Consider the following 23,367-nt stretch of genomic DNA (forward strand, 5'->3'; position numbering starts at 1 on the left):
ATGCCCCAAACGAGAAGTGAGGTATGACAAAGGAAAAAGTCCTGCAGCTTGGTAATGATATCAATACCGATGACATTATCCCAGCAAAACGCGGCACCAATGGCGATCCAGGCCATTTAAAGCGCTATGTACTGGAGCATTTGATTGGTGTTGATCAACTTCTGCAGTATGACGTGATTGAAGCTGGTGAGAATTTTGGTTGCGGTTCCAGTCGAGAGTATGCACCTCTGGCGATTCAGGCAGCAGGCATCAAAGAAGTCCGGGCGCGATCCTTTGCGGAGATTTTCTATCGCAACAGTATCAATATTGGTTTGCCGCTAGAAACCTTTGCTGAACAGAGCCAAGATCCAGTCGTAACTGCTATTACCGAGGCAGGGGGATTATTCCCGTTCAACAAACAGCGACAACGAGGGGAGGTCCAACTTCCGAAAGGGAAAACGCTGCCGCGACCGATGACGATGGCAGAGAAGATGCTGGCGCAGGCTTCAGGCAATGCCTACGTGAAGCCTGGAGAACTTGTGTTTGCTCAGGTGGATTTGGCGATGTCCCATGATGCGATCGCAGGTCCAGTGGCAGCCCTCTTCCATCAACATTTTGGTGCAGACGTAAAGGTTTGGGATCCGCAAAAGCTAGTGCTGGTGGCCGATCACTTCATTCAGATCAACGACATTAGGCCGGATACGGGTGCGCCAACGATGTATAAAAACATGGTTGCCTTTGCCCAAGAACAGAACTGTCACCTCCTTGACATGGTGTCCCCCGGTGAAGCCGCAGGCATCTGTCATGTTCTACTGCCAGAACAGGGGTTTATTCGCCCCGGCATGATTGTGGCAGGGACAGATTCCCATAGTTGCACCTACGGGGCCTTTGGAGCGTTTTCAACCGGCGTTGGCTCCACCGATATGGCCAACCTGTTTGCAATGGGCGATCTGTGGATCCGGGTGCCCGCAACGATCTTGATTGAGCTATCGGGAACGCTGCCCACCGGGGTCAGCGCTAAGGACATTATGCTTTTCATCTTGGGGCAGATCGGCTGTAGCGGCGCAACCAGTAAAGTGCTGGAGTTCCGTGGCTCAATCATTACTCAGTTGCCGATGGATGAGCGCATGACCCTCGCCAATATGGCGATTGAGTGCGGTGCCATGTGTGGACTCATTGCCCCCGACCAAGTGACAGAGCAATACGTCAAACAGCAGACGTCAGAGCCATTTGAGACAGTATTAAGTGATTTTGAGGCCGAATTTGAGCAGGTCTATCGCTTTGATCTGTCGGCGCTAGAACCACAGGTGGCGCGTCCGCCAAAGCCCGATCAGGTGGTGGACATCGGTGCGCTCGGAGATGTGCCGATCACGCGAGCCTTTATCGGTTCCTGCACAGGGGGCAAGCTGCATGATTTAGAGCAGGCGGCGGCAGTATACAGCGCTCCAAGATCAGATGGGAAACAGCGCAGGATTAGCCCCGATGTACAGCTCTTTGTCGTGCCAGCATCTCAGGCAGTCCGGCATAAAGCAGAAGCTTTAGGCTATTTACAAACCCTGGAGCAGGCGGGTGCGCAGATTCTTAAATCAGGTTGCGGAGCCTGTATAAATGCGGGTGCAGGAACATTGGGCCGTAAAGAAACGGGAATTTATGCGACAAATCGCAATTTTAAGGGGCGCAGTGGTGATCCCAGTGCCTATAATTATCTTGCATCTCCAAGGGTTGTGGCGATTTCAGCCCTGCGAGGCAAAATTACGGACCAGCTCGATTGAGGTGTAAGGTTCATGATTCGAAGCGACGCGATCGCAAACCCAGCCAATGATCGGCAAATACATCAACAGTATGATGTCGTCGTAATCGGTGGCGGTCCTGCTGGATCGACACTGGCAATGCTGCTGGTACGGCAAGGGTATCAGGTCTTACTGCTGGAGCGAGCACAGTTCCCACGATTTCACGTAGGGGAGTCACTGCTGCCCGCCAGCCAACTGATCTGGGAAAAGTTAGGGATTACGGACCAGCTCCAGGATCTGAATTTTACCTACAAAGATTCAGCAGAGTTCCGCTTGGGCCTAGACCCGCGCAGTTCTGATTATGAATCAGCCTATGTCGACTTTACGGCTCCACAAAACTGGCCGCAGAAAGATTTCCCTGAGCATCCCGATGCCTATCAGGTAAAGCGCAGTGAGTTTGATTGGTTTTTACTGCAACAGGCGCGTTCCCAGGGAGTGACGGTGTGTGAGCAAGCCACCGTGAAAGAGGTTCTTTGGGAAGGTGACCGAGCAACGGGGATTTGTTGGCGATCAAAAACCGGCCAAAACTATACAACGATGGCCAACTGCGTCGCGGATTGTTCGGGGCGGCAGGCGCTGATTGGCCGCAGCCGCAAGCTAATCAAGACCGATCCGTTCCTGCAAACCTCAGCGGTCTTTGGTCACTTCCGCAACGTGACTCCGAATCCAGGGCGAGAGGGGGGTGCGATCGCAATGTACTTCATTGAAAGGGGCTGGCTGTGGTTTATCCCTGTTGGCCCAAACGAAATGAGCGTGGGCGTTGTCGTCAATCGGCCTGACGATTGGCAAGGCCGATCACCCGAAGAAATTTTAATGACGTATATAAATCGCCATCAGTATTTGCGCGATCGCTTCATCAACGCTGAACAAATCTCTAAGGTTCGTATCCTGCAAAAGCTAGCCTACAGTGCCAAACGCAAAGCCGGGGACGGCTGGATATTAGTGGGAGACGCCAGTTTCTTTGTTGACCCATTTCTCTCTTCTGGCGTCCAAGTTGCCTTCAAAACAGCAGACAAAGCCGCAGACGCCATTCACACATTCCTGCAGAGTCAAAGGAATCAACGGTCCTTTCACCAGTATCAGCACTGGTGCCGACAGTATGAATTCCATGTTTTTGTTACCATGCGTCTTCTCTACTGGATCATGGAGAGCCAGTCCGCCATGCAGACCTTCATACAGGCGATAGGCTATAGACTGCAAAACAGACCCGACCCGATTGTTCGTCGGTTTGTAGCTTGGTCCCTCGGCTACTTTGATCGCTTTCACGGGGCGCTTTACTGTCTATGGCTTGGCTTTAGCCTGATGGCAGGAGTGGGCTGGCTAAGGCGGCATTTATTTCGCCGACCAGACTGGAGCCACCCCTCCGAGTTTTGCGACCAACCCAGCATCGATATTCCTAAATCAATCGCGCCTCAGAATCAAGCACAAAATTCCTTTGCCAAGCCTTTGGGTTGAATCCTAACTGGAGGCGCTTTTATTGAGCCTTCGGTCTGGGAGGGTCAGCCCTAGCTCGTCGCAAAACTAACCGGAGAAACAATGCATCGCTTAATTTCTATTGCCTTAGGTTCTACCTTGCTGCTGATCTCACCCTCAATAGCAAAAGCACAGACGCCTCCGAACCGTCCATCAATCTCGGATCTCGAGGCAACAGGTCTAGTGATCAAACCCAGCCCCTATAGCGTTCAAGAAACAGCAGAGCGCCTGACGAAAGTTCTGGAAGCCAAAGGTCTAAGAATCTTTACGACCATCGACCACAGCGAGAATGCAGCTCAGGCGGGACTAACACTTGCGGCAACCCAGGTCATCTTGTTTGGAAACCCCAAACTCGGCACACCCTTGATGCAGTGCAGCCCCAGCGTTGCCATTGATTTACCCCAGAAAGTACTGATCTGGGAAACGGCAGAGGGCGTACAGCTCGCCTACAACAATCCCGCTTATCTGTCTGGACGCCACCGACTGCGGGGGTGTGGTCAAGAAGTAGTCGCTCAAATCTCTAAAGCCCTCAATGGACTAACCGATGCCGCCCTCAAAGCTGATTAACGGGATTGAGCCTCCCTCGTCGTCCGCAGCAGCACAATCGTTCTCGGGCCTAGCTTAGACTGTCGCTAGTCAATATTCGTTCTCTTACCGCTCATGCTTTTATAGCCAGTGTTGTAGTAGAAAAAGCCAGATCTCTTCAGCGATCCATCGCGGGCGAACAGGCTGTAATTGACAACAGAACCGCCCGAGAAACTGATGCGTTTGCCCGAAAACATTGTGGTAAAGAGGGACTGCCGCGTTCGATGGCTACCCCCTGCAACGTCAATATCTAAGTGCAAAACATGCGCCCCTTGATCGTCAAGGATTTTTTCTAGCTTATTAGCCTGAATAATCGCCAGCAACGGTGGGTTCCCAAACGGATCTTCTTGACCAAGCGGCACAAGGAGAGCGTCTAGAAAAGCATCAACCTCATCATTGAGATCTAGCAGCGTGGAGTCCGCATATTCTGAAGCGGCTTTAGATCTCAAGCGCATCAGATCCGCAAGCTCAGATCCCACAAGGCCCTCTAAACTAGATTCGTCAAGGCTATCTAGGCTGGTCAAATAGAAGCTAGGGTTATAGACCTTGACGGGAATATCTTTTTTTTGAATATGCGACGCCACCGCAGAGATAAAGGCGTTCGGATTGAGTTCAAAGTCAGGCTCAAAGGTAATTTGATCTTTGCTGCGGAAGAGAGCCACAAACTCTAGGACAGAGCGGGTAAAGGTTGTCGGTAGCGCTAAAGACGATAGATCTGTAATCCCTCTCGAGCCCCTTGTTCCTGGACGAGAAGAACGGAAAATAATTCCAAGGTCAGCATACCTTTGCTTGAATTCTCTGAGTTTGACCTTCAAGAGACGGTAGGCGGTCAGATCGGAGAAGATTTCTTGATCGTAGATAATTAAAGAATTGATCCCTTCAATGTCGCTAATGTCTTTCGAGATTGATCCAGCTACCTTGTTCATCGCCTCATAGGCCAGAATTCTAGACTCTACCGTCTGAAAGCTACCCTGCTGAACACTGGTATCGCTGGAGTCGAGTGGCTCAGTGGCACTCGTTGTCGGTGCAATAACGGTTCCCTTAAGCCTTGTAAGCTCAATCTGTTGCTGAAGCAAATTATATTCAGCCTCAAGCTGTCGCTGCTTTTCGAGGATCTTATTTAAGCGCTGTTCTGCAGGTGACTCAACCTCTTCTTCCTGTGGTGGGAAATCAAAAAAGTCCTGGGATACAGCTGTCTTAGTAGTGCACAAACCATCAAATAAGCCCAGTAGAATCAGACTTGTTGCGAAGAAAAAAGAGGCTTTATATTTGTACATTTGTAAGTTTTTCAATTATTCATCACTATTTCTAGATCCTGATTCGAGTCAGACATCCTGTCGCTAACGTCTATATTGAGGATGCCCCTGCTGCTAGCTTGCTTTTACCTCTACCACAGCTTTTTCTGCTGACTAGACACAGATTTTGACAGGCTGGATTCTTGAATCCCGTTGAGGAGAAAATTATCCTTTGCATCCTACAGCAGCGTTTGTCTACAGATAAAACGGTTAGCTGCAGCCAGCAAGTTAAAGGAGCATCACCATCGGTTTTACTCGCTCTATTTACCAGTCTTCGGATAGAGCGAACGATTTGCCGTTTCAGAGAGAAAATATGGTCTCTTGTAGGTGACAATTAGATTTCTTGCTAGGTAAGATGCTTATGACTCAAAGCCCCCTATCGCTGTTCTCCACTGGACGCCGCACTCATGCAGATGACCCAACCGTCGAACTTTGTTGAGCTACTGCGTGATCAAGCACAGCGACAACCGGCTCAGGTTGCCTATATTGCCCTCAAGAACGGAGAGAAAGAAGATCGTCGCATTACCTACGGCGAGCTTGACCAGCAGGCACGTGCGATCGCAACTCATCTAACCACCCAGATTTCCCTTGGTGAGCGGGCGCTATTAGTCTATCCCTACGAATCGGGCATCGAATTTATCACCGCTTTTCTCGGGTGCCTCTATGCAGGCATCGTAGCTGTCCCCAGTCATCCCCCACGCAGCCGCTATACCCTCAACGACCTCAGTGCGCGTCTAGAGACAGCAAAGGCAAAAGCAGTTCTCAGCACCCAGTCTCTAGGCAATAAGCTCAAGCGTCAGCTCTCAGACCCTGAGATACCCGCCTCTCAGATGCAGCTTCAGTGGATCACCCCCAGCGCCCTACCGATCGCAGAGGCTACAGACTGGAAAACCCCAGATATTAACGGTGACACCCTGGCGTTCTTGCAGTACACCTCCGGCTCCACCGGCACACCTAAAGGGGTGATGATTGACCATCGCTGCCTGCTCTACAATCAGCAGGTTTTACAGCAGGCATTCGGCCATTCAGACCAGTCCATCGGCGTCGGTTGGCTGCCGCTGTTTCACGACATGGGGCTGATCGGTAACGCGCTGCAGGCGCTGTACCTGGGCACCTCCTGCATTCTGATGTCGCCCATTGATTTCATTCAAAAGCCAATTCGCTGGCTGCGGGCCATTTCTCACTACGGAGCCACCACCAGCGGTGGACCTAATTTTGCCTACGATCTGCTGTGCAAGCAGGTCAAGGATGAGCAGCTTGATGATTTAGACCTCAGCCGTTGGCAAGTCGCATTCTCTGGCGCTGAAGCAGTCAAGGTGGAGACGATGGATCGCTTTGCCGCTAAGTTTGAGCGCTGCGGCTTTCAGCGACGGGCATTCTACTCCTGTTACGGAATGGCGGAGGCGACGCTGTTCATTACCGGAGGCGAAAAGGCGGAACTGCCTCAGGTGCAATATGTTCAGGCAGAGGCGTTAGAAAAGAATCAGGTAGCGGTGGCGAGTCCGCAGCAGAAGCGGGCGCGGGCACTCGTGAGCTGTGGGCGACCTTGGTTAGACGGAAAGGTTGCGATCGCAAATCCCAACACACTTACCCGCTGTCCCCCCGATCAGGTTGGCGAAATCTGGTTCTCTAGCGCCGGTCTCGGTCAAGGCTACTGGCAACAGCCGGATCTAACCGAGCGGACCTTTCAGGCACGCCTAGAAACCGGCGAAGGCCCCTTCCTCAGGACCGGCGATTTAGGCTTTATGCTAGACGGTCATCTGTTCATCACCGGACGCCTACACGATGTTTTAGTCTTCTGGGGACTCAACCACTACCCACACCACATCGAACACACCGTCAGCACTTGTCATCCCGGCTTTAGCCCCGACTGCGCCGCCTTTTCCATTCCCGTAGAAGGCCAAGAGCGCCTAGTGATTGCCCAAGAAGTCCAGCGGTCCCAGCGTCGATCTCTCAAAGCCAAAGACATCGCCCATAAGATTCACTGGGTCGCCTTTGAAGAGCACTTCGTAGATGTTCACGCCCTCGCCCTGATCAACCCCGGTGGCCTGCCTAAAACCCCCAGCGGCAAAATTCAGCGAAGCGCATGCCGTCAGCAGTTTCTCGACGGCACTCTCAAAGTCATCGACGAATGGCGCTCGCCGCCCCAAATGCCCACAGATATTCCAGGTCTGATGCGCTACTATTTCAATCCCCTCAACCACCTCAAACGCTACATCGCTCAGGCGCAGTGGCCGTAGCTTGAGCTTATTCAAAGAGTTTTTCGCTAGCCTCAGCATCTAGAAAATGGAGCGAATAGGGCGCTTCGCTAATCGACTGCGCATAGGACGACTGCAAATAGGGCCGGAACGCCTCGTCTTCAGCAACGTGGGTTTTGAAAAACGCCACCGTCAGCGCCTTTTGATAGGTCATTGACAGCTCTTCTAAACGTTCCACCTCATCCTCTTTTACCAGTCCGCTGATCACTTCAAAGGTAATGTGGGCATGGGGCAATCCCTCAGACACGGCCAAGTAGCGATCCGGGGTCGTGAGGCCCTTAAACGTCGGCATCTGCTCCAGCAGCAGCGGGGCCGGTAGGTCAATATCCGTGGCCTCCCACAGAATCGGCAAATCGAGTTTGCTCATTTCCTCAGGACCAAACAAAGAGCTGCTGAAGGGGCCGAGCAGGAATAGCGCTTTGACCCTGCGATCGCGGAGCTGAGTCGATTGCGGTGGCAATTCAAGGGCATAGCACTGGTAGTAGAGCGAGATATTGAGCAAATCCATCTGCTCACAGGTCTGCTGAAGCTGCTCAAAATTGAGTTCCGCTCCCCCCAGCGAAAGTGCCGTCGGTCCACCAAAGGAGTGGCCAAATACGCCCACATCTTCAAGGTTGAGCTGATTTTGAAACTGCCCCGCGTTGCGCCGTTCTAGATCGTCTAGTACCGCCGTCACTTCTTGAGGGCGCTTAATATACTCCGTCACTGGGAACAGTTCCTGATGCTGACCGGCAAAGAAAGCCTGACGCCTTGGCTTGTTACTGCCCGCATGTACAGGCACCACCACAGCAAAGCCATAGGAAGCTAAATGGTGCGCCAGATCTTCAAAGAAATCTTGCTCAGCCCCAAACCCAGCCGTAATAACAACGACGGGCATTGATCTCGAGAGCTGCTGCGGATGGTACAGATCAAACTTAAGATCACTTCCCTGAACCTGCAGCGGTTGTAGAACCGTCTTCAAAGAACCCTTTTGGCGCAAATCAGGCTGCTGAGCAGATGCCGTCAAGGATTGGCCCGCCTGCAGTTGAGCCTTTTGCCCGTCTAGAGACTGCTCTTGGGCGGCGGCGGTGGCAACCTCAGCCAGTTTAGCCATGAACGCATCCGTTTCTGAAACTAAGCCTTTAGCGCGTTGAGCTAGACCTAGAATTTGGGCCACATCAATCTCGATATCTTCGGGATATTGCTGCAGCATGCTGATGAAAGAGATGCCCTCGTCCGCCTTTGACGCATTGACGAAGGCCGTCTGCAGCTCCTCGAACCCATTCCCTTTATCACGGGTCCGCACAAGCTGCCCCACATTCTTCAAGAAGCGCTCACCAATGGAGGTGTAAGCCATATAGGAAAGGTTGAAATAGTTTTCGTCGTAGCGGGTTTGCAGCAGTTCTCGTAGCTGCGCTCTCTGTTGAGAGGTGAGCAAACTAAGGTAGGTGTCCAGATCAGGCTCCGCTGCTCCCGTTTCGGCCCACATTGCCAATGCCGGAACCGATAGCGGCAGTTCCAGAGAGCCGAACTTAAAATAGACCTGTTCTGCAGACCAAGCGGGTAGGGCTGTCGCTAGGGCAGCCAGACTGCCAAACAAAAGACTGAATAACCAGCTTTTTCGATGACTCATAGATCGGAATCGAGCAAATGCAGCAGAGATCGGTTTAGAAGAAAGGCTAGGACAACCAGAGTTGAGGCTTTTGATCCCAAACCATGACGGGTCTATCTTAATAAATGTGCCCTGAAGAAGAAAGATATTTCAAGAGACAGGCACCCCAGTAATACAGAGACGAAATTGCATAAGATAGAGCGAGCGCATCCAGTATCAGGAAGGGGCCGTTTGAGTTCTTCTACTTCTCGCAGTACGCAGCATGGCCTCTAACTTAAGCGGCGATCGCAACCATTCCACCGAAGACGATCGCAACTTTTATACATCGATGAGCCGTGCTTGGCGATTCGCCGTGATTGCCTTATTAGCAATCGGTATCTGCTTTCGGTTCGCCAACCTTGATCACAAAGTGTACTGGTTTGATGAGGTCTCTACTTCAATTCGGGTAGCAGGACACACGAAAAGCGAAGTTGAGCAGCAGTTTGTGAGCCGGGGCGCGGTCACGGCCCAGAGCCTCTTAGAGTATCAAACGCTGCAGGCTGATACTCCCTGGCAAGAGACCTTCGCAGCCCTTAAAAAAAGCCCAGAGCAGGCTCCTCTTTATTACCTACTAGCCCGACTTTGGACCCAGATGTTTGGTAGTTCGGTCCTCGCCGTTCGCAGCCTTTCCGCTTTTATTAGCCTCTTAGCGCTGCCCTGCGTTTATTGGCTAGGTCTAGAGCTGTTTAGAGATCCAAGGCCGGGCTGGATTTTGGTGATGCTGCTCAGCGTTTCTCCTTTTTACGTTGCCTATGCCCAGGAGGCCCGTCCCTATAGCTTATGGACCGCCACGATTTTGCTCTCTAGCATTGCCTGCTTGCGAGCTAGGCGACTGAATACGATGCGGAGTTGGGTTTGGGTTGCGATCGCAACCACCTTCAGCTTTTACACCTCCCTTCTTTCACTGTTCATCACGATTGGGCAAAGCCTCTATCTGCTTGCTCTAGAAAAATCCCGGTCTATACAGACCAAATACCTAGCGGCAGTTGGCATAGCGAGCCTTTTCTTTACACCCTGGCTGATCATTATCATCACCAGCGTCAAGACCATTGAAGACAACACCGGCTGGATGCGCATGCCGATGGAGCTATCTTCAATGGTCGCTATTTGGATAGCCCCAATCTTGCTAACCTTTGGCGATCTACCCTTTCCCACCACCATTGACCCAGTTAAAACATTGGGCATTGTTTTGCTCTTACTGGTGCTGACGTGGGTACTGTTCTTAATCATCAAGCCCCAAATCAAAACAACACAGCAGATAGGGCTGTTGATAATAGGTTTGCCGGTCGTCTCCGGCCTCTTGTACATCGGTCTCAGAGTCATCTCTAGCCGCTCACAGGTTGCAGCCCTCGATCCTGTTGCGACAGGGGGCTTAGTTGTGGCCCTCTTTATTTTTGCCTTAGTGATTTATGCCATCCGATTTATCCAGTCTTCTGCAAACTCTAAGCTTTGGCTATTCCCATTAACGCTGGGCCTGACAACACCGCTGTCGCTCATGCTGATTGACCTAGTGCAAAGCGGACAGTCTTCGGCCAATCCCCGCTACATGGTTCCGTTGATGATGGCCATTCAGCTAGCGGTGGCCTATTTGTTCGCCTGCAAGATTTTCGAGAAGTCACCTCAGTTGATCAGTCGATCACAGCGATGGACAGGAGTGATGGCTTTTGTGATCGGGGTGGGTCTTTTTTCCTGCACGCTGAACTTAGAAAAATCTCCTATCTATCAAAAGAGTCGTAACCGGCACAACATTCCCATCGCCAAAATTTTGCGCGGGGTTGAGTCGCCCCTATTAGCAGAGCCACAGGCAACCCTGGACCTTATTTCTCTAAGCCATTCTCTCGAATCCAATACTCAAGTCCAGCCACTGACGGAGAATCTATCTCTATTGTCCAACGCCTGCAAAGCTAAAGCTCAATCGCTCTACATCTTTAATCCATCTCCAGCACTGCAGGTACAGCTCCAAGAAAGCAACAGTCTTGAAGCAGCACCGATCTACAAACCGAAGCTGCTCATTCCCAGCGAAATCGCTTTGTCACTATGGTCAGTGAAGCCGGCCGAGCGGTGTATTCCTGGAAAGGATTCCTGAGAGGTCCGCTTTGATCATTTAGCGCGGTAGATCAAGCCCCACCCAACCAAAGACGGCATCTTGGCCATCGTTGGGTTCAAACAAATTGGCATTAGAAATATGGTGCCAACGGATCCCCATCAACAGTCTCGTTTTCTCGGCAATGCGAAGCGAAGCGCCACCCCCGACCTGAGGCGTGAAATTAAAGCGGCTTCCGCCAATCAAAGGCACGCGGCTAGTCGTATTCAAGATACCCACTCCACCATCGACGAAGAGAGACCAGGTCTTTTTACGGAGAAAGTGCCATCGGGCAATCACATCAAGATTGATGCCGATAGAGTCACTCCCCTCTTGACTAAAGGCGAGCGTGTTTAAAGAGACATTGATACTGTGACCACTGGCAAAAAAGTGAGTAATGCCAGCTCCGGCCAGTCCATAAAAATTTGACTCATCTGGGTTGTAGGGAATCCCAATCCCGGCTTGAATAAACCAGCGTCCTTGCCCGTTTCTGCCGAAAACGTACTCTCGTTCTTCAGAACTTTCCTCAGCTTCTGGAGCCTCTTCAACCTCTAAAGCTTCCTCTACATCTGGAGCCTCCTCGACCTCTGGAGACGCTTCAAGAGTGAGATCACTTGGCTCAACAGTTTCCCCTTCCAGCGCTGGGGCCGCTTGAGAAAAGAGTCCAAAGGAATTACCCAGATGAGTCTGCTGCGTCTTCAGATCTTCTGCTGTTGATTGTTCAGTCGTAGAGACGACGGGATCAGGACCAGTTGTTTCAGACGCAGAAGAAGTCTGTGGTGTTTCTACGGCACTTTGACGGGACGCATCCAACAGAGTAACGCTAGATGTCGCGGCAGAGCCGTGATCAGGCCCCTGGGGATCAATAGTTATCAGCGATTGCTCTAGCGGGGGCAGATTTAATTCTGGCGCTAAGGGTGCATCAGCAGAAACCTGTTCCTCACCTTCTATTTCTGAAACATCTATCCCTAGCGCTGCATCCAGATCATTCGCAAGAGCCTGTATCTGCAGCAATGGGGAGAGAACAGCACCTAGGCTAAGGACAACAATCCACAGCAAAGAGCTTGGAACGACAGCCCATCGTTGCCAAAGGAGCTGATTTTGATCCAGATTTTGCATAGGACATCGGTTAGAGACGATGGATAAGACAGTAAGTGTGCGTTTTAGATTGGGTCAGTGAGAAATTGTGGTCAAATTTAGCATGAAACGGGGTTCATGCGTCTTGAAGGGAAACCAAGTCCAAAACATTTGAGCATTTTTAGCTAAGGGAAACCCGTGCTGCTCCGCTTACATTCAATGGGAACGTATACTCTTGAGAGAGGGCCGTGGCCTTCTTCAATTGATTTGAGATGCGATCGCAACATGGGACAACTCGAACGTCTCGTCCTCATCGCCGAGGATGAGCTAACTCAATACAGCACCGACGCCCGCAAGCGGCAAAAGCTGCGGCAAAAAATTGGTATCTCTGTCCAAACCGCCGAGCGCACGAAAGTCAAAGAAGACCTGATCGCCGAGATGCCCAATAACTTCTTCGGTAAACTGATCGAAGAGCAGCGTCAGGCCGTCGCCCTACCCTTTTGGGGCATTGCCGGCTTAGGCCTTTTGTTTGGAATCTCCTTCCGTCAGCCCCTCGACTTCATGGGACCTGCAATCTGCGTTCCCATCGCCTTCAATCTGCAGAAATGGGGCTGGCGACTCCAGGCAAAGCGACTCGTCATCCAGGCCATTGAAGAAATAGAAGCCGAAGCTGACAAACCAGCTCAAGATAAATCCTGATATGAGTCTGATCACCCTCCAGTCTATTGCCAAAGACTTTGGCATCAAAGAAATTCTTCGAGATGCCACCTTTAACATCGAAGCCCAAGACAAAGTGGGCCTAATCGGCGTCAACGGCTCCGGTAAATCTACGCTGCTAAAAATGATTGCGGGCCTTGAGTCCATTGATCGCGGGCAGCGATGGGTTAAACCAGGCTCTAAATTAGTCTATTTACCCCAACAGCCCAACGTTAACGAAGACAGCACCGTTCTCGATCAGGTCTTTGCCGACAGCAGTGACGCCATGCGGTTAGTGCGCACCTATGAAGACCTGTCTCACCGCATGGCTCTTACTGAGGGTCGAGAGCTAGAACACTTGATGGCCCGTCTGGCCACCGTCTCCGAGCAAATGGAAACGGCAGGAGCCTGGGACCTAGAGACAAAAGCCAAAATCATCCTCAGCAAGCTCGGTATCACAGACTTTGAGGCCCGCGTTGGCGACCTATCCGGCGGCTACCGCAAGCGCATTGCCCTTGCCACCGCCCTGATCTCAGACCCTGAACTTTTGTTGATGGATGAGCCCACCAACCATTTAGACGCAGAGTCCGTTGAATGGCTACAGAACTACCTCTCACAGTTCCGAGGGGCATTGCTGCTAATTACCCACGATCGCTACTTCCTCGATCAGGTCACCAATAAAATCTTTGAAATCGATCGCGGTGATCTCTATACCTATGCCGGGAACTACTCCTACTATCTAGAGAAAAAGGCGCTGGCCGAAGACGTAGCAGCCAAACAAGAGCGCAAGCACCAAGGCGTATTAAGACGAGAGCTGGAGTGGCTCAAGCGCGGTCCCAAAGCTCGCAGCACCAAACAGCAAGCCCGCATTGATCGGATCCAGGGCATGCAAGAAAAAACCTTCAAGCAGACTCAAGGCAAAGTTGAAATTGACACCCCAGGGCGACGGATTGGTAAAAAAGTTGCAGAACTAACGGGGGTTTGCAAAGCCTACGACGGTCGAACTCTGATTCAAGACTTCACCTACGAATTTAGCCCCACAGATCGGATCGGCATCATCGGCGGCAACGGGGCCGGAAAGTCTACACTCATGAATTTAATCACCGGCAAAATTGAGCCTGATTCAGGCACTGTAGACCTGGGCAGCACAATCCACATTGGCTACTTCGACCAGCATTCTGATGATTTGCTCTCCGCTCTCAACCAAGATCAGCGTGTCATTGACTACATCAAAGAAGTCGGAGAGATTGTTAAGACGGCTGACGGCAGCCAAATCAGCGCCTCTCAAATGCTGGAAAGATTCCTCTTCCCCGGGAACCAGCAGTATGCCCCCATCAACAAGCTCTCTGGTGGCGAGAAGCGACGGTTATTTTTACTGCGAATATTAATGGGCGCTCCCAACATGTTGATTTTGGATGAACCCACTAACGATCTTGACGTGCAGACCCTCGCTATTTTGGAAGACTACTTAGAGAGCTTTAATGGCTGCGTCATTGCCGTCTCTCACGATCGCTACTTTTTAGACCGCACCGTTGACTTCATTTTCGCCCTTGAACCCGGTGGAAAGCTTCGCCAGTATCCAGGCAACTACTCAGTTTATTTAGACTACCGAAAAGTAGAAAAAGCAAGAGATAAAGCTTCTGATAAAGAACAGGCCTCTAACAAAACCCAAAAAAATGCCGTTGAGACCAAGCCAAAATCCACCTCTAATCAGCGACGGCTCTCCAATTACGAGCGGCGCGAACTAGAAAAGTTAGAAGTCAGCATCCCTGAACTGGAAGCCGAGAAGGTCAAGTTAGAACAGACGCTATACCGTGAACCCCCTAGCGAATTTGATCAGGTACAGCAACTCTCAGAACAGTTAGCAAACCTATCTAAAAAGATTGAGAATCATACTCAAAGATGGATAGAGCTTGCAGAACTAGAAGAGGTTTAATCTAGTGATCTTCCCTTAGAGTTTGCAGTTTTTTAGGGAACGCATCACAATTTAGTTCATCACAACAGCAACATGACATATCTTTTCAGAAGCGCTGCCAGGTATATATTTCAGCATATTAATCCCTTTTTGTTTGATACGGTCGCTATTAATGAGTTTCCTAAGTCTGGAGGCACATGGACTGGTAAGGTTATCTCTAACTATCTAGGCTATAGATTTGATGACAACATCATTCCAAAATATGGTGCCGCGATAGTGAAGTATCACAAGCTCCAAATTCCTTCAGCGTTAAAGGAAGTCGTGATCATCCGAGATCCAAGAGACGTTATTATTTCTTTCTACTATCACTCATTTTTCATCTTTGCAGACAATCCATTTAATGCACGGATTGTTTCCTTATCTAAGAAACGATTCAACTTCGACGATTATTCAGATATAGCCGCAAACATACCTACTTTCATTGACTACATGCTAGATGGCCCCATCAAGCCTGGGTTTAGATGGGATCATTTCTATAACATAAAAATCAAGAGCGGCATTCCCATTTTCAAATACGAAGATCTGAGACATTCACCTCTAGAAACCTTCTCCCAAATCTTAGAGTCACTAGGCTTTCAAGATATAGACCAACAGAAGCTCTCGGGATCGATAGAGAAGTACAACATCAAAAAAATCAAGAAGAAGAACGACTCTTCTCAGGGAAAAGTTAACTTTGTTCGATCAGGAAAGGTCAATGGCTGGCAGGACATTCTTCTAAAACAAGACAACAATAAAATCAGAAAGAACTTTTCCTCCATAATGGAAATTTTTCAATATGATTAGGGAGATAGAATCCATATATATTTTGAGGAAAGCAGAGGACTTTCATCCACATCATCTTTCCATACTCATCTCCCCCATTGATATCTTCTTCAAAAAAACATTCGCATAAAGAACTTTCAGTCTACTCAGGTGACATGAGGCTTTTTTTCTTATTTATTAGCAGTATTGCAAGTTTCTTTTCTGCCTTCGGCATATCATTTATTACAGATATGCTGTGTACCAGTAGTGAAACAAGTAATTATTTTTTACTTCTGTCTTTTGCCTCCCCTCTTTCCAGCATTAAAACAAATACTCAATACATCTCTAAACTCAAATCATTTTCTGGCAGCTTTTCTTTCATTAGAAAGGTAGAATTTCTAATCGTTGTAGCTATCACAGCATACTTCTACATTCGTTCTAGCAATGTCATCTATGCATTGAGCATGGGAACTGCATGCTATCTTTTCTCATTAAGCCTGTCTGCCATTGCAACCAAGCTTTCCTTAATGTCATCGCTACGACGCGATTTACAAGGCCCCCTAAAAACAATCCACGTATATTTGTTGAGACTCGTCACCTTTGCAATAGCCATCACGGCTCTTACGTCGACCATGATGGGAGAAGCATTCAGTATCGGCCGCCCAGTCATCGCATTAACAGCAACGTCGATAACACTCTATGCCTACTATCATTTTTTTCTTAAACAGGAAAGCATCTATGAACGAGAGATAGGGGAATCCATCGATAAAGAGAACAAAAGCACTAAGATAGTCATGACTCAGCTCTTTATCTCAATCTGTATGGCGTCTTGGACATCTACAGATAGATGGATTTTAGGACTGGCAGATATTCCTGCCGAGACCTTAAATACTGCATCTTGGTCTCAGACCGTTTCCATTGCCTGTGCAAGCATTTGCTTCTCCAGTCTATATAAGTATGTCAAACCTAAAAAGCATGTAAGTTTAGGGAAGAAAATTTTCTCGAGCAGCCAGTTCTTTTTCGCTTCTTTATTTGGAATACTAGCGATTATGCTCTCTATTTCGCAGTTCACTCCGTCTTTCCCAGCTCTTGAAAGATATTTTGTAATTGACGGCCACAACATCTTAGGAATTACCCTTGTCTCAGTCTTTACACAACGTGCTGGAACTTTTCTTGTCTATCAAGAAGAAAACATTAAGATAAACCTACTTCAAGGGCTATTGATGCTAGTTTCTATCATCATTTCAGCAGCAACCTTTCAGCATTTTATCAAATCTAATATCTTGTGGTCAGAGGTCAGTATCATGCTGTGCTCCATAGCATGGTTTTTGTCCGTTTTCATCCTACAAAAGTGGTTGCAAAAGGGCGGAAAGAAAAACTCAATATTTTTATAAAGAAATGAATAAAATAGATCTATACCTCTGCGTTGCGATAAGTATATGTACAACTGGATTGTATTCGGCTTACCAACTCAAGCAATTCAAAAAAGATACTGACCTAAGAATCTTATACATTATTTTTTATGCATTCTTTGTTTTTGGAATAATTATTAAGTCTTTAGTTTTTCATGACTTAAGTCAAAACCTTGCCTCTCTTCTTTATGAATACAGCATCAGTGAATTTATTGCATCAGGTGAATATGTCATATTTTATGGATTAAGCGTCACAACACTGTACTTCCTAGTATTTAACTTTTTCTTCTGGAAATTTGCAGGAAAATTCAAGAGAATCGTAAAAAGAAGTTTTATAACAAGAGAGAAGAATCTAGAAACAGGCTCTAAGCTTCCCTTTATGGCTCTTACAAGCCTCCTCTCTCTTACCTCCTTATTTGGCCTACTATTCCTTATTGGCCCTAGTAATCTTGTTAGCGACTTCTCTGCAAAAAGATTTAATGACTCATTCTCAATATTAATTTATCTGCTTTTCAAGCTATCTATTTTTTCAAGAATTTTTTATCTATTCGGAAGAATAAATTATCCCAAACTCAGCTTCCTAGGGCTTCCATACCTAGCATTACAAGCTTCTACTTTGCTGATTTCTTCCTTGGTTATATCGAACAGGTCTTACTTGTTCATGTTTATTGTCGAAGTTATTTTAATTGAATATTTTAGCCCCAAAGAAGGATCAAAAAAACCTACTGAATACAAGAATAGATCTATAGGGTTCTTAAAAGACCAGAGCAACAAGAAGAAAAAATTTCTTTTGCTGCCGATCATTAGCATATTAGTTCTACTCTTACTTGCAATCACTGCTTTGAGAACGGCTATATCGCAGTCTTTACCACCATCGCAGTTAATGCATTTAGCATTATTGAAGATTTTATCAGGTCGCTATCTGTTTGATGTGATGAAATTAGGAGAAATCTACAATTTTATCATCAATTCCCCTAAGGATGTAACCTTTTACAGCTTCGGTTGGGTTGCCCCTTTACTGATCCCCAACCACAAAGATATAGGAGTCAGAATTGGGGCAGAAGTTTTTGGGCTCCAAAACCTTTCAACGGGAGTTACGCCAGGTATGTTTGGAGAACTCTCATATGATTTTGGTATATTTCTCGGTGCTTTAATTATTCCTGTCTTTTGTTTTGCTTACTGGCTCATTGCACAGAAGATGAAGCCTTTTATCCCTACGTCGTTTTTGCCTGTTTTCTGGGTAATTTTGCTATCTAAGTTTATACTCGCCCTTAATTCTTCTTTCGGAGCCTGCCTGTACTCTTTTGTCTTCGATATTGCTGCCATATATACCGCCTCTCTCTTTGACAGAGTAAGGCTCAGCCCTACGTCAAGGCTCAAAAAGAGTCTTTAAGGTTTCACTAAAGTTATTTGATAAAATATTGATTTTCCAAAGGATCTGAACTTATGTCTCTGAACTCTGTTGTTCTCATTTCTGGAGGTACAGGTTCTTTTGGTAAGACAATGGTCAACTCTCTATTACAGCAAGGCTACGAAGAGATCCGCATCTTGAGCCGTGATGAAGCGAAGCAAGAAGAAATGCGGATTGCCTACAGCCGACCTGAGCTGAAGTTCTTCATCGGTGATATTCGAGATCGCAACTCAGTCGACAAAGCCATGAAGGGGGTCGATCTTGTTTTTCATGCTGCAGCGTTGAAGCAAGTCCCTTCCTGTGAGTTCTTCCCCTTAGAGGCTGTAAAAACCAATATCTTGGGCAGTCAAAACGTGATTGACTCAGCCCTAGAAGCCGATGTCAAAAGCGTTGTTTGCCTAAGCACGGATAAGGCCGTCATGCCAATCAATGCGATGGGCCTCACCAAAGCAATGATGGAAAAGGTCGTGCAGGCTGCCAGTCGTCAGCTTAGTGAAGGAGACACAACGCTCTCCTGCGTACGATACGGGAACGTGATGTGCTCCAGAGGCTCTGTAATTCCTCTCTTCATTCGGCAAATCAAAGCAGGGCAGCCGATTACGATCACAGAAGCCTCCATGACCCGCTTCATGCTGTCGCTAGATGATGCAATTAATCTCGTTGATTTCGCCTTTGAACATGCCAGTCAGGGAGACATCTTCATTAAGAAAGCTCCGGCCTGTACGGTCCAACAACTCGTTGAGTGTCTCTTAGATTTGTTTGAAGCCAGTAATCCCATTAAAGTCATTGGTATCCGTCATGGGGAGAAGCTCTATGAGACGCTTGTGACGGCAGAAGAACTGCGGCGCTCTAAAGATATGGGAGATTATTACCGCGTCTCGATTGACGACCGAGATCTCAATTACAGCAAGTACTTTACCGAAGGCGCTGTTGAGGAAGCTGACATCGAAGATTACCATTCTCATAATACTCATCAGCTTTCTAAGGCCGAGTTGAAAGAGATTCTCCTCCGATTGCCTGAGATTAAGGACGCACTGCAGGGAGATCGGTCATGAAAATTGTCATCACAGGAGCCAATGGCCTACTAGGCTGGCACCTCCGGTGTCACTTGGGGGCGAATGAGACTTTCAAAGATCATCTAGTGCCCCTGGATCGTCCTGCCTTCAATGACGATCAGAAACTGGCCGCAGCGCTGACGGGGGCAACGGCAGTCGTTCATCTAGCAGGCGTCAATCGTGCCTCCGAGGCCGAAGTTGAGACGGGTAATATCATCATCGCCAAGCGCTTAGTTGAAGGCTTACAGGCTGCAAAGGCAACGCCCCACCTACTCTTTGCCAATAGCGTGCACAAAGACCAAGACAACGCCTATGGTCGGGGTAAGACAACAGCCCATCAGATTCTGGCGGATTGGGCGGAGGAACATGACGCTAAGTACACTGAGCTGGTTCTTCCCCATGTATTTGGCGAATGTGGACGCCCCTTCTACAACTCTGTTGTATTCACGTTTTGCCATCAGCTTGTTCAAGGTGAGCCGCTAACGGTGAACGCTGACGGTCGCTTAGAGCTGCTTCATGCACAAGATATCAGCGATCGCATTGCTAAAGTTTTGAAACAGGGGCAAACAGGTGAACTACGGCTACTGGGACACAAGATTTCGGTGAAGGCTGTCGCCGATCAGCTTTCAGCAATGCATGACAGCTACAGTCGCGACATCATTCCAGATTTACGCGATCGCTTTGAGCTACAGCTTTTTAACACTCTCCGCTCATTTATGTACCCAAGCTTTTACCCACGGGGGCTGAAGCTGAATACGGATAACAGAGGGTCTTTATTTGAAGCGGTGAAAAATGAGAATGGCGGACAGGCTTTCCTCTCCACGACCAAACCAGGCATTACTCGCGGCAATCATTATCACTTCAATAAGGTCGAGCGCTTTCTTGTGGTTCGGGGGCAAGCCGACATCTGTATTCGCCGCCTTTTAAATGATCAGGTTGAGACCTTTAAGGTTTCTGGCGAACAGCCGACATACATTGATATGCCGACGCTGCACACCCACAACATCACCAACACAGGTGACGATGAGCTAATAACGCTTTTTTGGAGTCATGAAATTTTCGATCCTGAAGCTCCTGATACCTACTACGAGCCTGTGCCTATGGAGCCCAGCCAGTCATGAAAGTAATGACCATTCTCGGCACCCGTCCCGAGATTATTCGGCTATCCCGCGTGATGGCAGCTTTGGATCAGACGGTAGATCACAAGCTGGTGCATACTGGCCAGAACTACGATTACGAACTCAACGACGTGTTCTTTGAAGAGTTGGGCGTTCGTCAACCCGATCATTTTCTTAAAGTTGATACTTCTTCACTGGGCCGGAGCCTGGGTGAGATCTTAATCAAGACAGAGGAAGTCTTGCTAGCCGAGCAGCCCGATGCAGTCTTGGTTTTAGGGGATACCAATAGTGCGATCGCAACTCTAATGGCGAAGCGGATGAAAATCCCCACGTACCACATGGAGGCAGGCAATCGCTGCTTTGACGCCAACGTCCCGGAAGAGATTAATCGCAAAATCGTCGATCACACCGCCGACTTCAACCTGGTATACACCGAACATGCCCGTCGGCACTTGCTGAGCGAGGGTTTACCCCATCGGTTTATTTATCTCACCGGCTCCCCCATGCGGGAAGTCCTAGAACATCATCTGACTCAAATCCAGGAGTCCTCAGTTCTAGACACCTTGGGTCTGAAAAAGGGCGAATACTTTATCGTCAGCGTTCACCGCGAAGAGAACGTCGATAGTCGAGAGAACTTGCAAAAGGTGGTGGAGGCTCTGCAGGCACTGAACTCAAATTTTGACCTCCCCGTGGTGGTCTCGACGCATCCTCGAACCCGAAATCGGCTCGACAAGCTGGGCCTGAAAATTGATGATCAGCAGATCCGATTTTTGAAGCCCTTTGGATTTTTTGACTATAATCATCTTCAACTCAACGCTAAATGTGCCATCTCAGATAGCGGCACCATTAGTGAAGAGGCCTCCATTCTGGAGTTCCCCGCCGTGACAATGCGCCGGTCGATTGAGCGGCCCGAGGCTTTAGATACAGGGGCGATTGCGCTCACAGGACTTGATGCGCAGACTTTGATTGATGGGGTTGGGGTTGCGATCGCAACTAGAACCACCTTTTCCGGCACCGCACGCGAAATTCCTGAAGCCTACAAAATCCGCAACACCTCTGAGCGTGTCGTCCGCCTGATCACAGGGACAGCCAAACTGACCCAACATTGGCGTAATATGGACGGGTTTAGCCGATACGACTGGCAAGAATCATAGCGAGCTTCATCCCTTGGATATGACCGATTCGCCGACCCCTCAACGCATCTTGGCGGTTCACCGCTACTACTGGCCAGATACAGCACCCTACGCTTCATTGTTAAGACGCATTGTTGCCCACTGGAGTCAGGAAGGACACCATGTAGAAGTCCTTTCATCTCAACCCTCTTACAAAAAAGACATCGCCCTAGAAAATCGACCGTTCCAAGAGCAAATTGATGGAGTTCACGTTAGGCGGCTGGCTCTCCCAAACGAGGCAGGTCGCCCATTCATACGACTTCTTAACGCTTTGCGCCTCTGCCTCTCTGTCTTTTTGCGCATTTTGATTGGGCGATACGACATTGTCATGATTTCCAGCATCCCTCCCGTTCTTGGCGGTGTTACAGTCGCCACTGCAGCTCGTCTGACGGGCACTCGATTTATTTATCACTGCATGGATATTCATCCTGAAGTTGGCCGCGTCTCAGGTGAATTTTCTAATCCCACCCTTTTCAGAATCCTGCAAACACTTGATACCTGGACCTGTAATCAAGCCAACCCTGCCATCGTTCTATCCTCGGATATGGAACAAGCACTCTACAACCGTCCCGGTGGAGAATCAATACAAGTCCAAGTGCTTAATAATTTCAGTCTCCCCAGTCCTACGACACTGCCAGATACACTGCCATTCCAACTCTCTAGCAAAGGATTTACTGTTTTATTTGCAGGTAACATTGGTCGCTTCCAAGGCTTAGACACCGCTGTCGCAGCGATGGGAGAGTTGCAACATCGCCCCGATATCGAGCTACTAATGATGGGGGATGGAGTCGCCAAAGCCAGGTTGATACAGCAAGCACAGACATTAAAAGCCAACGTCCGATTTGTAAAGCACTATCCTATAGAGGTAGCAAAAGCTACTATGCGCCTAGCAGGAGCAGGATTCGTGAGTCTTCGGCCTGGGTTATATCAATACGTTTACCCAAGCAAAACAATGACCTATTTAGAGCAGGGGTGCCCTTTACTCGTCGCCATTGAACCCGAAAGCAAGTTAGCCATAGCTGTTTGCAAGGAGAACCTAGGATTGAGCGTACCCAACGGAGATGTCCAAGCACTTGCCAAGGCCATCGTTCAACTTGCTGATACCGGTGACCAACGAGCAATAATGCGCTCATCAGCCTTGAAAAAAGCTCAAACAGAAGGTTCAGAGGCTATCATTTTGCAAAAATGGTCGCAACTACTCCTTCAGAATGAACGAAGGGATCATGTATAACACTGTCATAACAAGTACAACCTGGCCTCAAGGAAGAAAACCATTGCCAGAGGAAAAGCCTGCTTCAAAGCTTGAAACAGATATATCTCCAACAAAGAGCAAAACCAATTGCCTTAACGTTCCGTTTGTTGATACAGTTATGCCTGAATCACCTACCAACAAGGCGTTTGACAGCTATCTCCCAAGGAATCTAATACATTTTCACTCATGAGGCACAGCAAGGGGAAGAGTATTCAAGTAAAACAATGCCTAAACTCTTTAGAAATTCATAGGGTCTTACCGAGGAAAAGCAAAATCTACTTCCAAAAAGCTTTTCTCTGACGAAGTTATAATCGGAAAAGTTATAATCGGAAAAGCATTAGCCCTACAGAATTCAAGGAACACAC

The 23,367-nt window shown here is 48.6% G+C and carries 17 protein-coding genes; 14 read left to right on the forward strand and 3 right to left on the reverse strand.

Going from position 1 to position 23,367, the window contains the following annotated elements; translation table 11 throughout:
• Positions 1-23: 23 nt before the first annotated feature.
• The 3 genes from C1752_RS13700 (at position 24) to C1752_RS13710 (ending at position 3,809) form a co-directional block, all read left to right on the forward strand.
• Positions 24-1,751, forward strand: a complete 1,728-nt coding sequence (locus C1752_RS13700) for an aconitase/3-isopropylmalate dehydratase large subunit family protein (protein WP_110986643.1) — start codon at positions 24-26, stop codon at positions 1,749-1,751.
• A 12-nt stretch (positions 1,752-1,763) separates the two neighbouring features.
• Positions 1,764-3,224 (forward strand): NAD(P)/FAD-dependent oxidoreductase, encoded by a 1,461-nt coding sequence (locus tag C1752_RS13705; protein WP_110986644.1) that lies wholly within the window; start codon positions 1,764-1,766, stop codon positions 3,222-3,224.
• Between the two features lie 81 nt (positions 3,225-3,305).
• On the forward strand, positions 3,306-3,809 hold the full coding sequence (locus C1752_RS13710) for a DUF302 domain-containing protein (RefSeq protein WP_110986645.1): 504 nt from the start codon (positions 3,306-3,308) through the stop codon (positions 3,807-3,809).
• A 65-nt stretch (positions 3,810-3,874) separates the two neighbouring features.
• Here C1752_RS13710 and C1752_RS13715 read toward each other — a convergent pair whose 3' ends face one another.
• The gene (locus C1752_RS13715; protein ID WP_110986646.1) at positions 3,875-5,104 is read right to left on the reverse strand and encodes a hypothetical protein; all 1,230 of its coding nucleotides are present in this window, start codon (positions 5,102-5,104) and stop codon (positions 3,875-3,877) included.
• Positions 5,105-5,529: 425 nt separating this feature from the next.
• Between C1752_RS13715 and C1752_RS13720 the strand changes: the two genes are divergently transcribed.
• Positions 5,530-7,362 (forward strand): fatty acyl-AMP ligase, encoded by a 1,833-nt coding sequence (locus tag C1752_RS13720; RefSeq protein ID WP_233501596.1) that lies wholly within the window; start codon positions 5,530-5,532, stop codon positions 7,360-7,362.
• Positions 7,363-7,369: 7 nt separating this feature from the next.
• On the opposite strand, the gene C1752_RS13725 is transcribed toward C1752_RS13720, so the two are convergent.
• Complete coding sequence (locus C1752_RS13725; protein ID WP_110986647.1) at positions 7,370-8,992, reverse strand: alpha/beta hydrolase; 1,623 nt, start codon at positions 8,990-8,992, stop codon at positions 7,370-7,372.
• Between the two features lie 241 nt (positions 8,993-9,233).
• On the opposite strand from C1752_RS13725, the gene C1752_RS13730 reads away from it, so the two are divergent.
• Positions 9,234-11,096, forward strand: a complete 1,863-nt coding sequence (locus tag C1752_RS13730) for a glycosyltransferase family 39 protein (protein ID WP_110986648.1) — start codon at positions 9,234-9,236, stop codon at positions 11,094-11,096.
• An 18-nt stretch (positions 11,097-11,114) separates the two neighbouring features.
• Here the strand turns inward: C1752_RS13730 and C1752_RS13735 are convergent, their stop codons facing one another.
• Positions 11,115-12,212, reverse strand: a complete 1,098-nt coding sequence (locus tag C1752_RS13735) for an acyloxyacyl hydrolase (protein WP_110986649.1) — start codon at positions 12,210-12,212, stop codon at positions 11,115-11,117.
• 243 nt (positions 12,213-12,455) lie between these two features.
• Between C1752_RS13735 and C1752_RS13740 the strand changes: the two genes are divergently transcribed.
• The 9 genes from C1752_RS13740 (at position 12,456) to C1752_RS13780 (ending at position 22,981) form a co-directional block, all read left to right on the forward strand.
• Entirely contained in the window at positions 12,456-12,869 is a 414-nt protein-coding gene (locus C1752_RS13740; protein WP_110986650.1) for a hypothetical protein, read from the forward strand.
• A gap of 1 nt (position 12,870) precedes the next feature.
• The gene (locus C1752_RS13745) at positions 12,871-14,802 is read left to right on the forward strand and encodes an ABC-F family ATP-binding cassette domain-containing protein (RefSeq protein WP_110986651.1); all 1,932 of its coding nucleotides are present in this window, start codon (positions 12,871-12,873) and stop codon (positions 14,800-14,802) included.
• 72 nt (positions 14,803-14,874) lie between these two features.
• Positions 14,875-15,624: a sulfotransferase domain-containing protein gene (locus C1752_RS13750; RefSeq protein ID WP_110986652.1), complete on the forward strand. Its 750-nt coding sequence runs from the start codon at positions 14,875-14,877 to the stop codon at positions 15,622-15,624.
• A gap of 134 nt (positions 15,625-15,758) precedes the next feature.
• The gene (locus tag C1752_RS13755) at positions 15,759-16,976 is read left to right on the forward strand and encodes a hypothetical protein (RefSeq protein ID WP_110986653.1); all 1,218 of its coding nucleotides are present in this window, start codon (positions 15,759-15,761) and stop codon (positions 16,974-16,976) included.
• A gap of 4 nt (positions 16,977-16,980) precedes the next feature.
• Complete coding sequence (locus tag C1752_RS13760) at positions 16,981-18,387, forward strand: hypothetical protein (protein WP_110986654.1); 1,407 nt, start codon at positions 16,981-16,983, stop codon at positions 18,385-18,387.
• Positions 18,388-18,440: 53 nt separating this feature from the next.
• Positions 18,441-19,460, forward strand: coding sequence for a polysaccharide biosynthesis protein (locus tag C1752_RS13765; RefSeq protein WP_110986655.1), 1,020 nt, complete (start codon positions 18,441-18,443; stop codon positions 19,458-19,460).
• Positions 19,457-20,581 carry a polysaccharide biosynthesis C-terminal domain-containing protein gene (locus C1752_RS13770; protein ID WP_110986656.1) on the forward strand — a complete coding sequence of 375 codons (1,125 nt, stop codon included), beginning with the start codon at positions 19,457-19,459 and terminating at the stop codon, positions 20,579-20,581. The genes C1752_RS13765 and C1752_RS13770 overlap by 4 nt, the downstream gene beginning before the upstream one ends.
• Positions 20,578-21,732, forward strand: a complete 1,155-nt coding sequence (gene wecB / locus C1752_RS13775; protein ID WP_110986657.1) for a non-hydrolyzing UDP-N-acetylglucosamine 2-epimerase — start codon at positions 20,578-20,580, stop codon at positions 21,730-21,732. Before C1752_RS13770 ends, wecB begins: the two co-directional genes overlap by 4 nt.
• A gap of 19 nt (positions 21,733-21,751) precedes the next feature.
• A complete protein-coding gene (locus tag C1752_RS13780; RefSeq protein WP_110986658.1) occupies positions 21,752-22,981 on the forward strand; it encodes a glycosyltransferase family 4 protein in 1,230 nt (409 codons plus the stop codon).
• The last annotated feature ends 386 nt before the right edge of the window (positions 22,982-23,367 follow it).

The sequence above is a fragment of the Acaryochloris thomasi RCC1774 genome (assembly GCF_003231495.1).
GTDB lineage: Bacteria > Cyanobacteriota > Cyanobacteriia > Thermosynechococcales > Thermosynechococcaceae > RCC1774.

Excerpts from the sequence above, each read along its gene's own strand:
- C1752_RS13700 (WP_110986643.1), top strand. The coding sequence starts at position 24 with ATGACAAAGGAAAAAGTCCTGCAGCTTGGTAATGATATCAATACCGAT.
- C1752_RS13705 (WP_110986644.1), top strand. The coding sequence starts at position 1,764 with ATGATTCGAAGCGACGCGATCGCAAACCCAGCCAATGATCGGCAAATA.
- C1752_RS13710 (WP_110986645.1), top strand. The coding sequence starts at position 3,306 with ATGCATCGCTTAATTTCTATTGCCTTAGGTTCTACCTTGCTGCTGATC.
- C1752_RS13715 (WP_110986646.1), bottom strand. The coding sequence starts at position 5,104 with ATGTACAAATATAAAGCCTCTTTTTTCTTCGCAACAAGTCTGATTCTA.
- C1752_RS13720 (WP_233501596.1), top strand. The coding sequence starts at position 5,530 with ATGCAGATGACCCAACCGTCGAACTTTGTTGAGCTACTGCGTGATCAA.
- C1752_RS13725 (WP_110986647.1), bottom strand. The coding sequence starts at position 8,992 with ATGAGTCATCGAAAAAGCTGGTTATTCAGTCTTTTGTTTGGCAGTCTG.
- C1752_RS13730 (WP_110986648.1), top strand. The coding sequence starts at position 9,234 with ATGGCCTCTAACTTAAGCGGCGATCGCAACCATTCCACCGAAGACGAT.
- C1752_RS13735 (WP_110986649.1), bottom strand. The coding sequence starts at position 12,212 with ATGCAAAATCTGGATCAAAATCAGCTCCTTTGGCAACGATGGGCTGTC.
- C1752_RS13740 (WP_110986650.1), top strand. The coding sequence starts at position 12,456 with ATGGGACAACTCGAACGTCTCGTCCTCATCGCCGAGGATGAGCTAACT.
- C1752_RS13745 (WP_110986651.1), top strand. The coding sequence starts at position 12,871 with ATGAGTCTGATCACCCTCCAGTCTATTGCCAAAGACTTTGGCATCAAA.
- C1752_RS13750 (WP_110986652.1), top strand. The coding sequence starts at position 14,875 with ATGACATATCTTTTCAGAAGCGCTGCCAGGTATATATTTCAGCATATT.
- C1752_RS13755 (WP_110986653.1), top strand. The coding sequence starts at position 15,759 with ATGAGGCTTTTTTTCTTATTTATTAGCAGTATTGCAAGTTTCTTTTCT.
- C1752_RS13760 (WP_110986654.1), top strand. The coding sequence starts at position 16,981 with ATGAATAAAATAGATCTATACCTCTGCGTTGCGATAAGTATATGTACA.
- C1752_RS13765 (WP_110986655.1), top strand. The coding sequence starts at position 18,441 with ATGTCTCTGAACTCTGTTGTTCTCATTTCTGGAGGTACAGGTTCTTTT.
- C1752_RS13770 (WP_110986656.1), top strand. The coding sequence starts at position 19,457 with ATGAAAATTGTCATCACAGGAGCCAATGGCCTACTAGGCTGGCACCTC.
- wecB (WP_110986657.1), top strand. The coding sequence starts at position 20,578 with ATGAAAGTAATGACCATTCTCGGCACCCGTCCCGAGATTATTCGGCTA.
- C1752_RS13780 (WP_110986658.1), top strand. The coding sequence starts at position 21,752 with ATGACCGATTCGCCGACCCCTCAACGCATCTTGGCGGTTCACCGCTAC.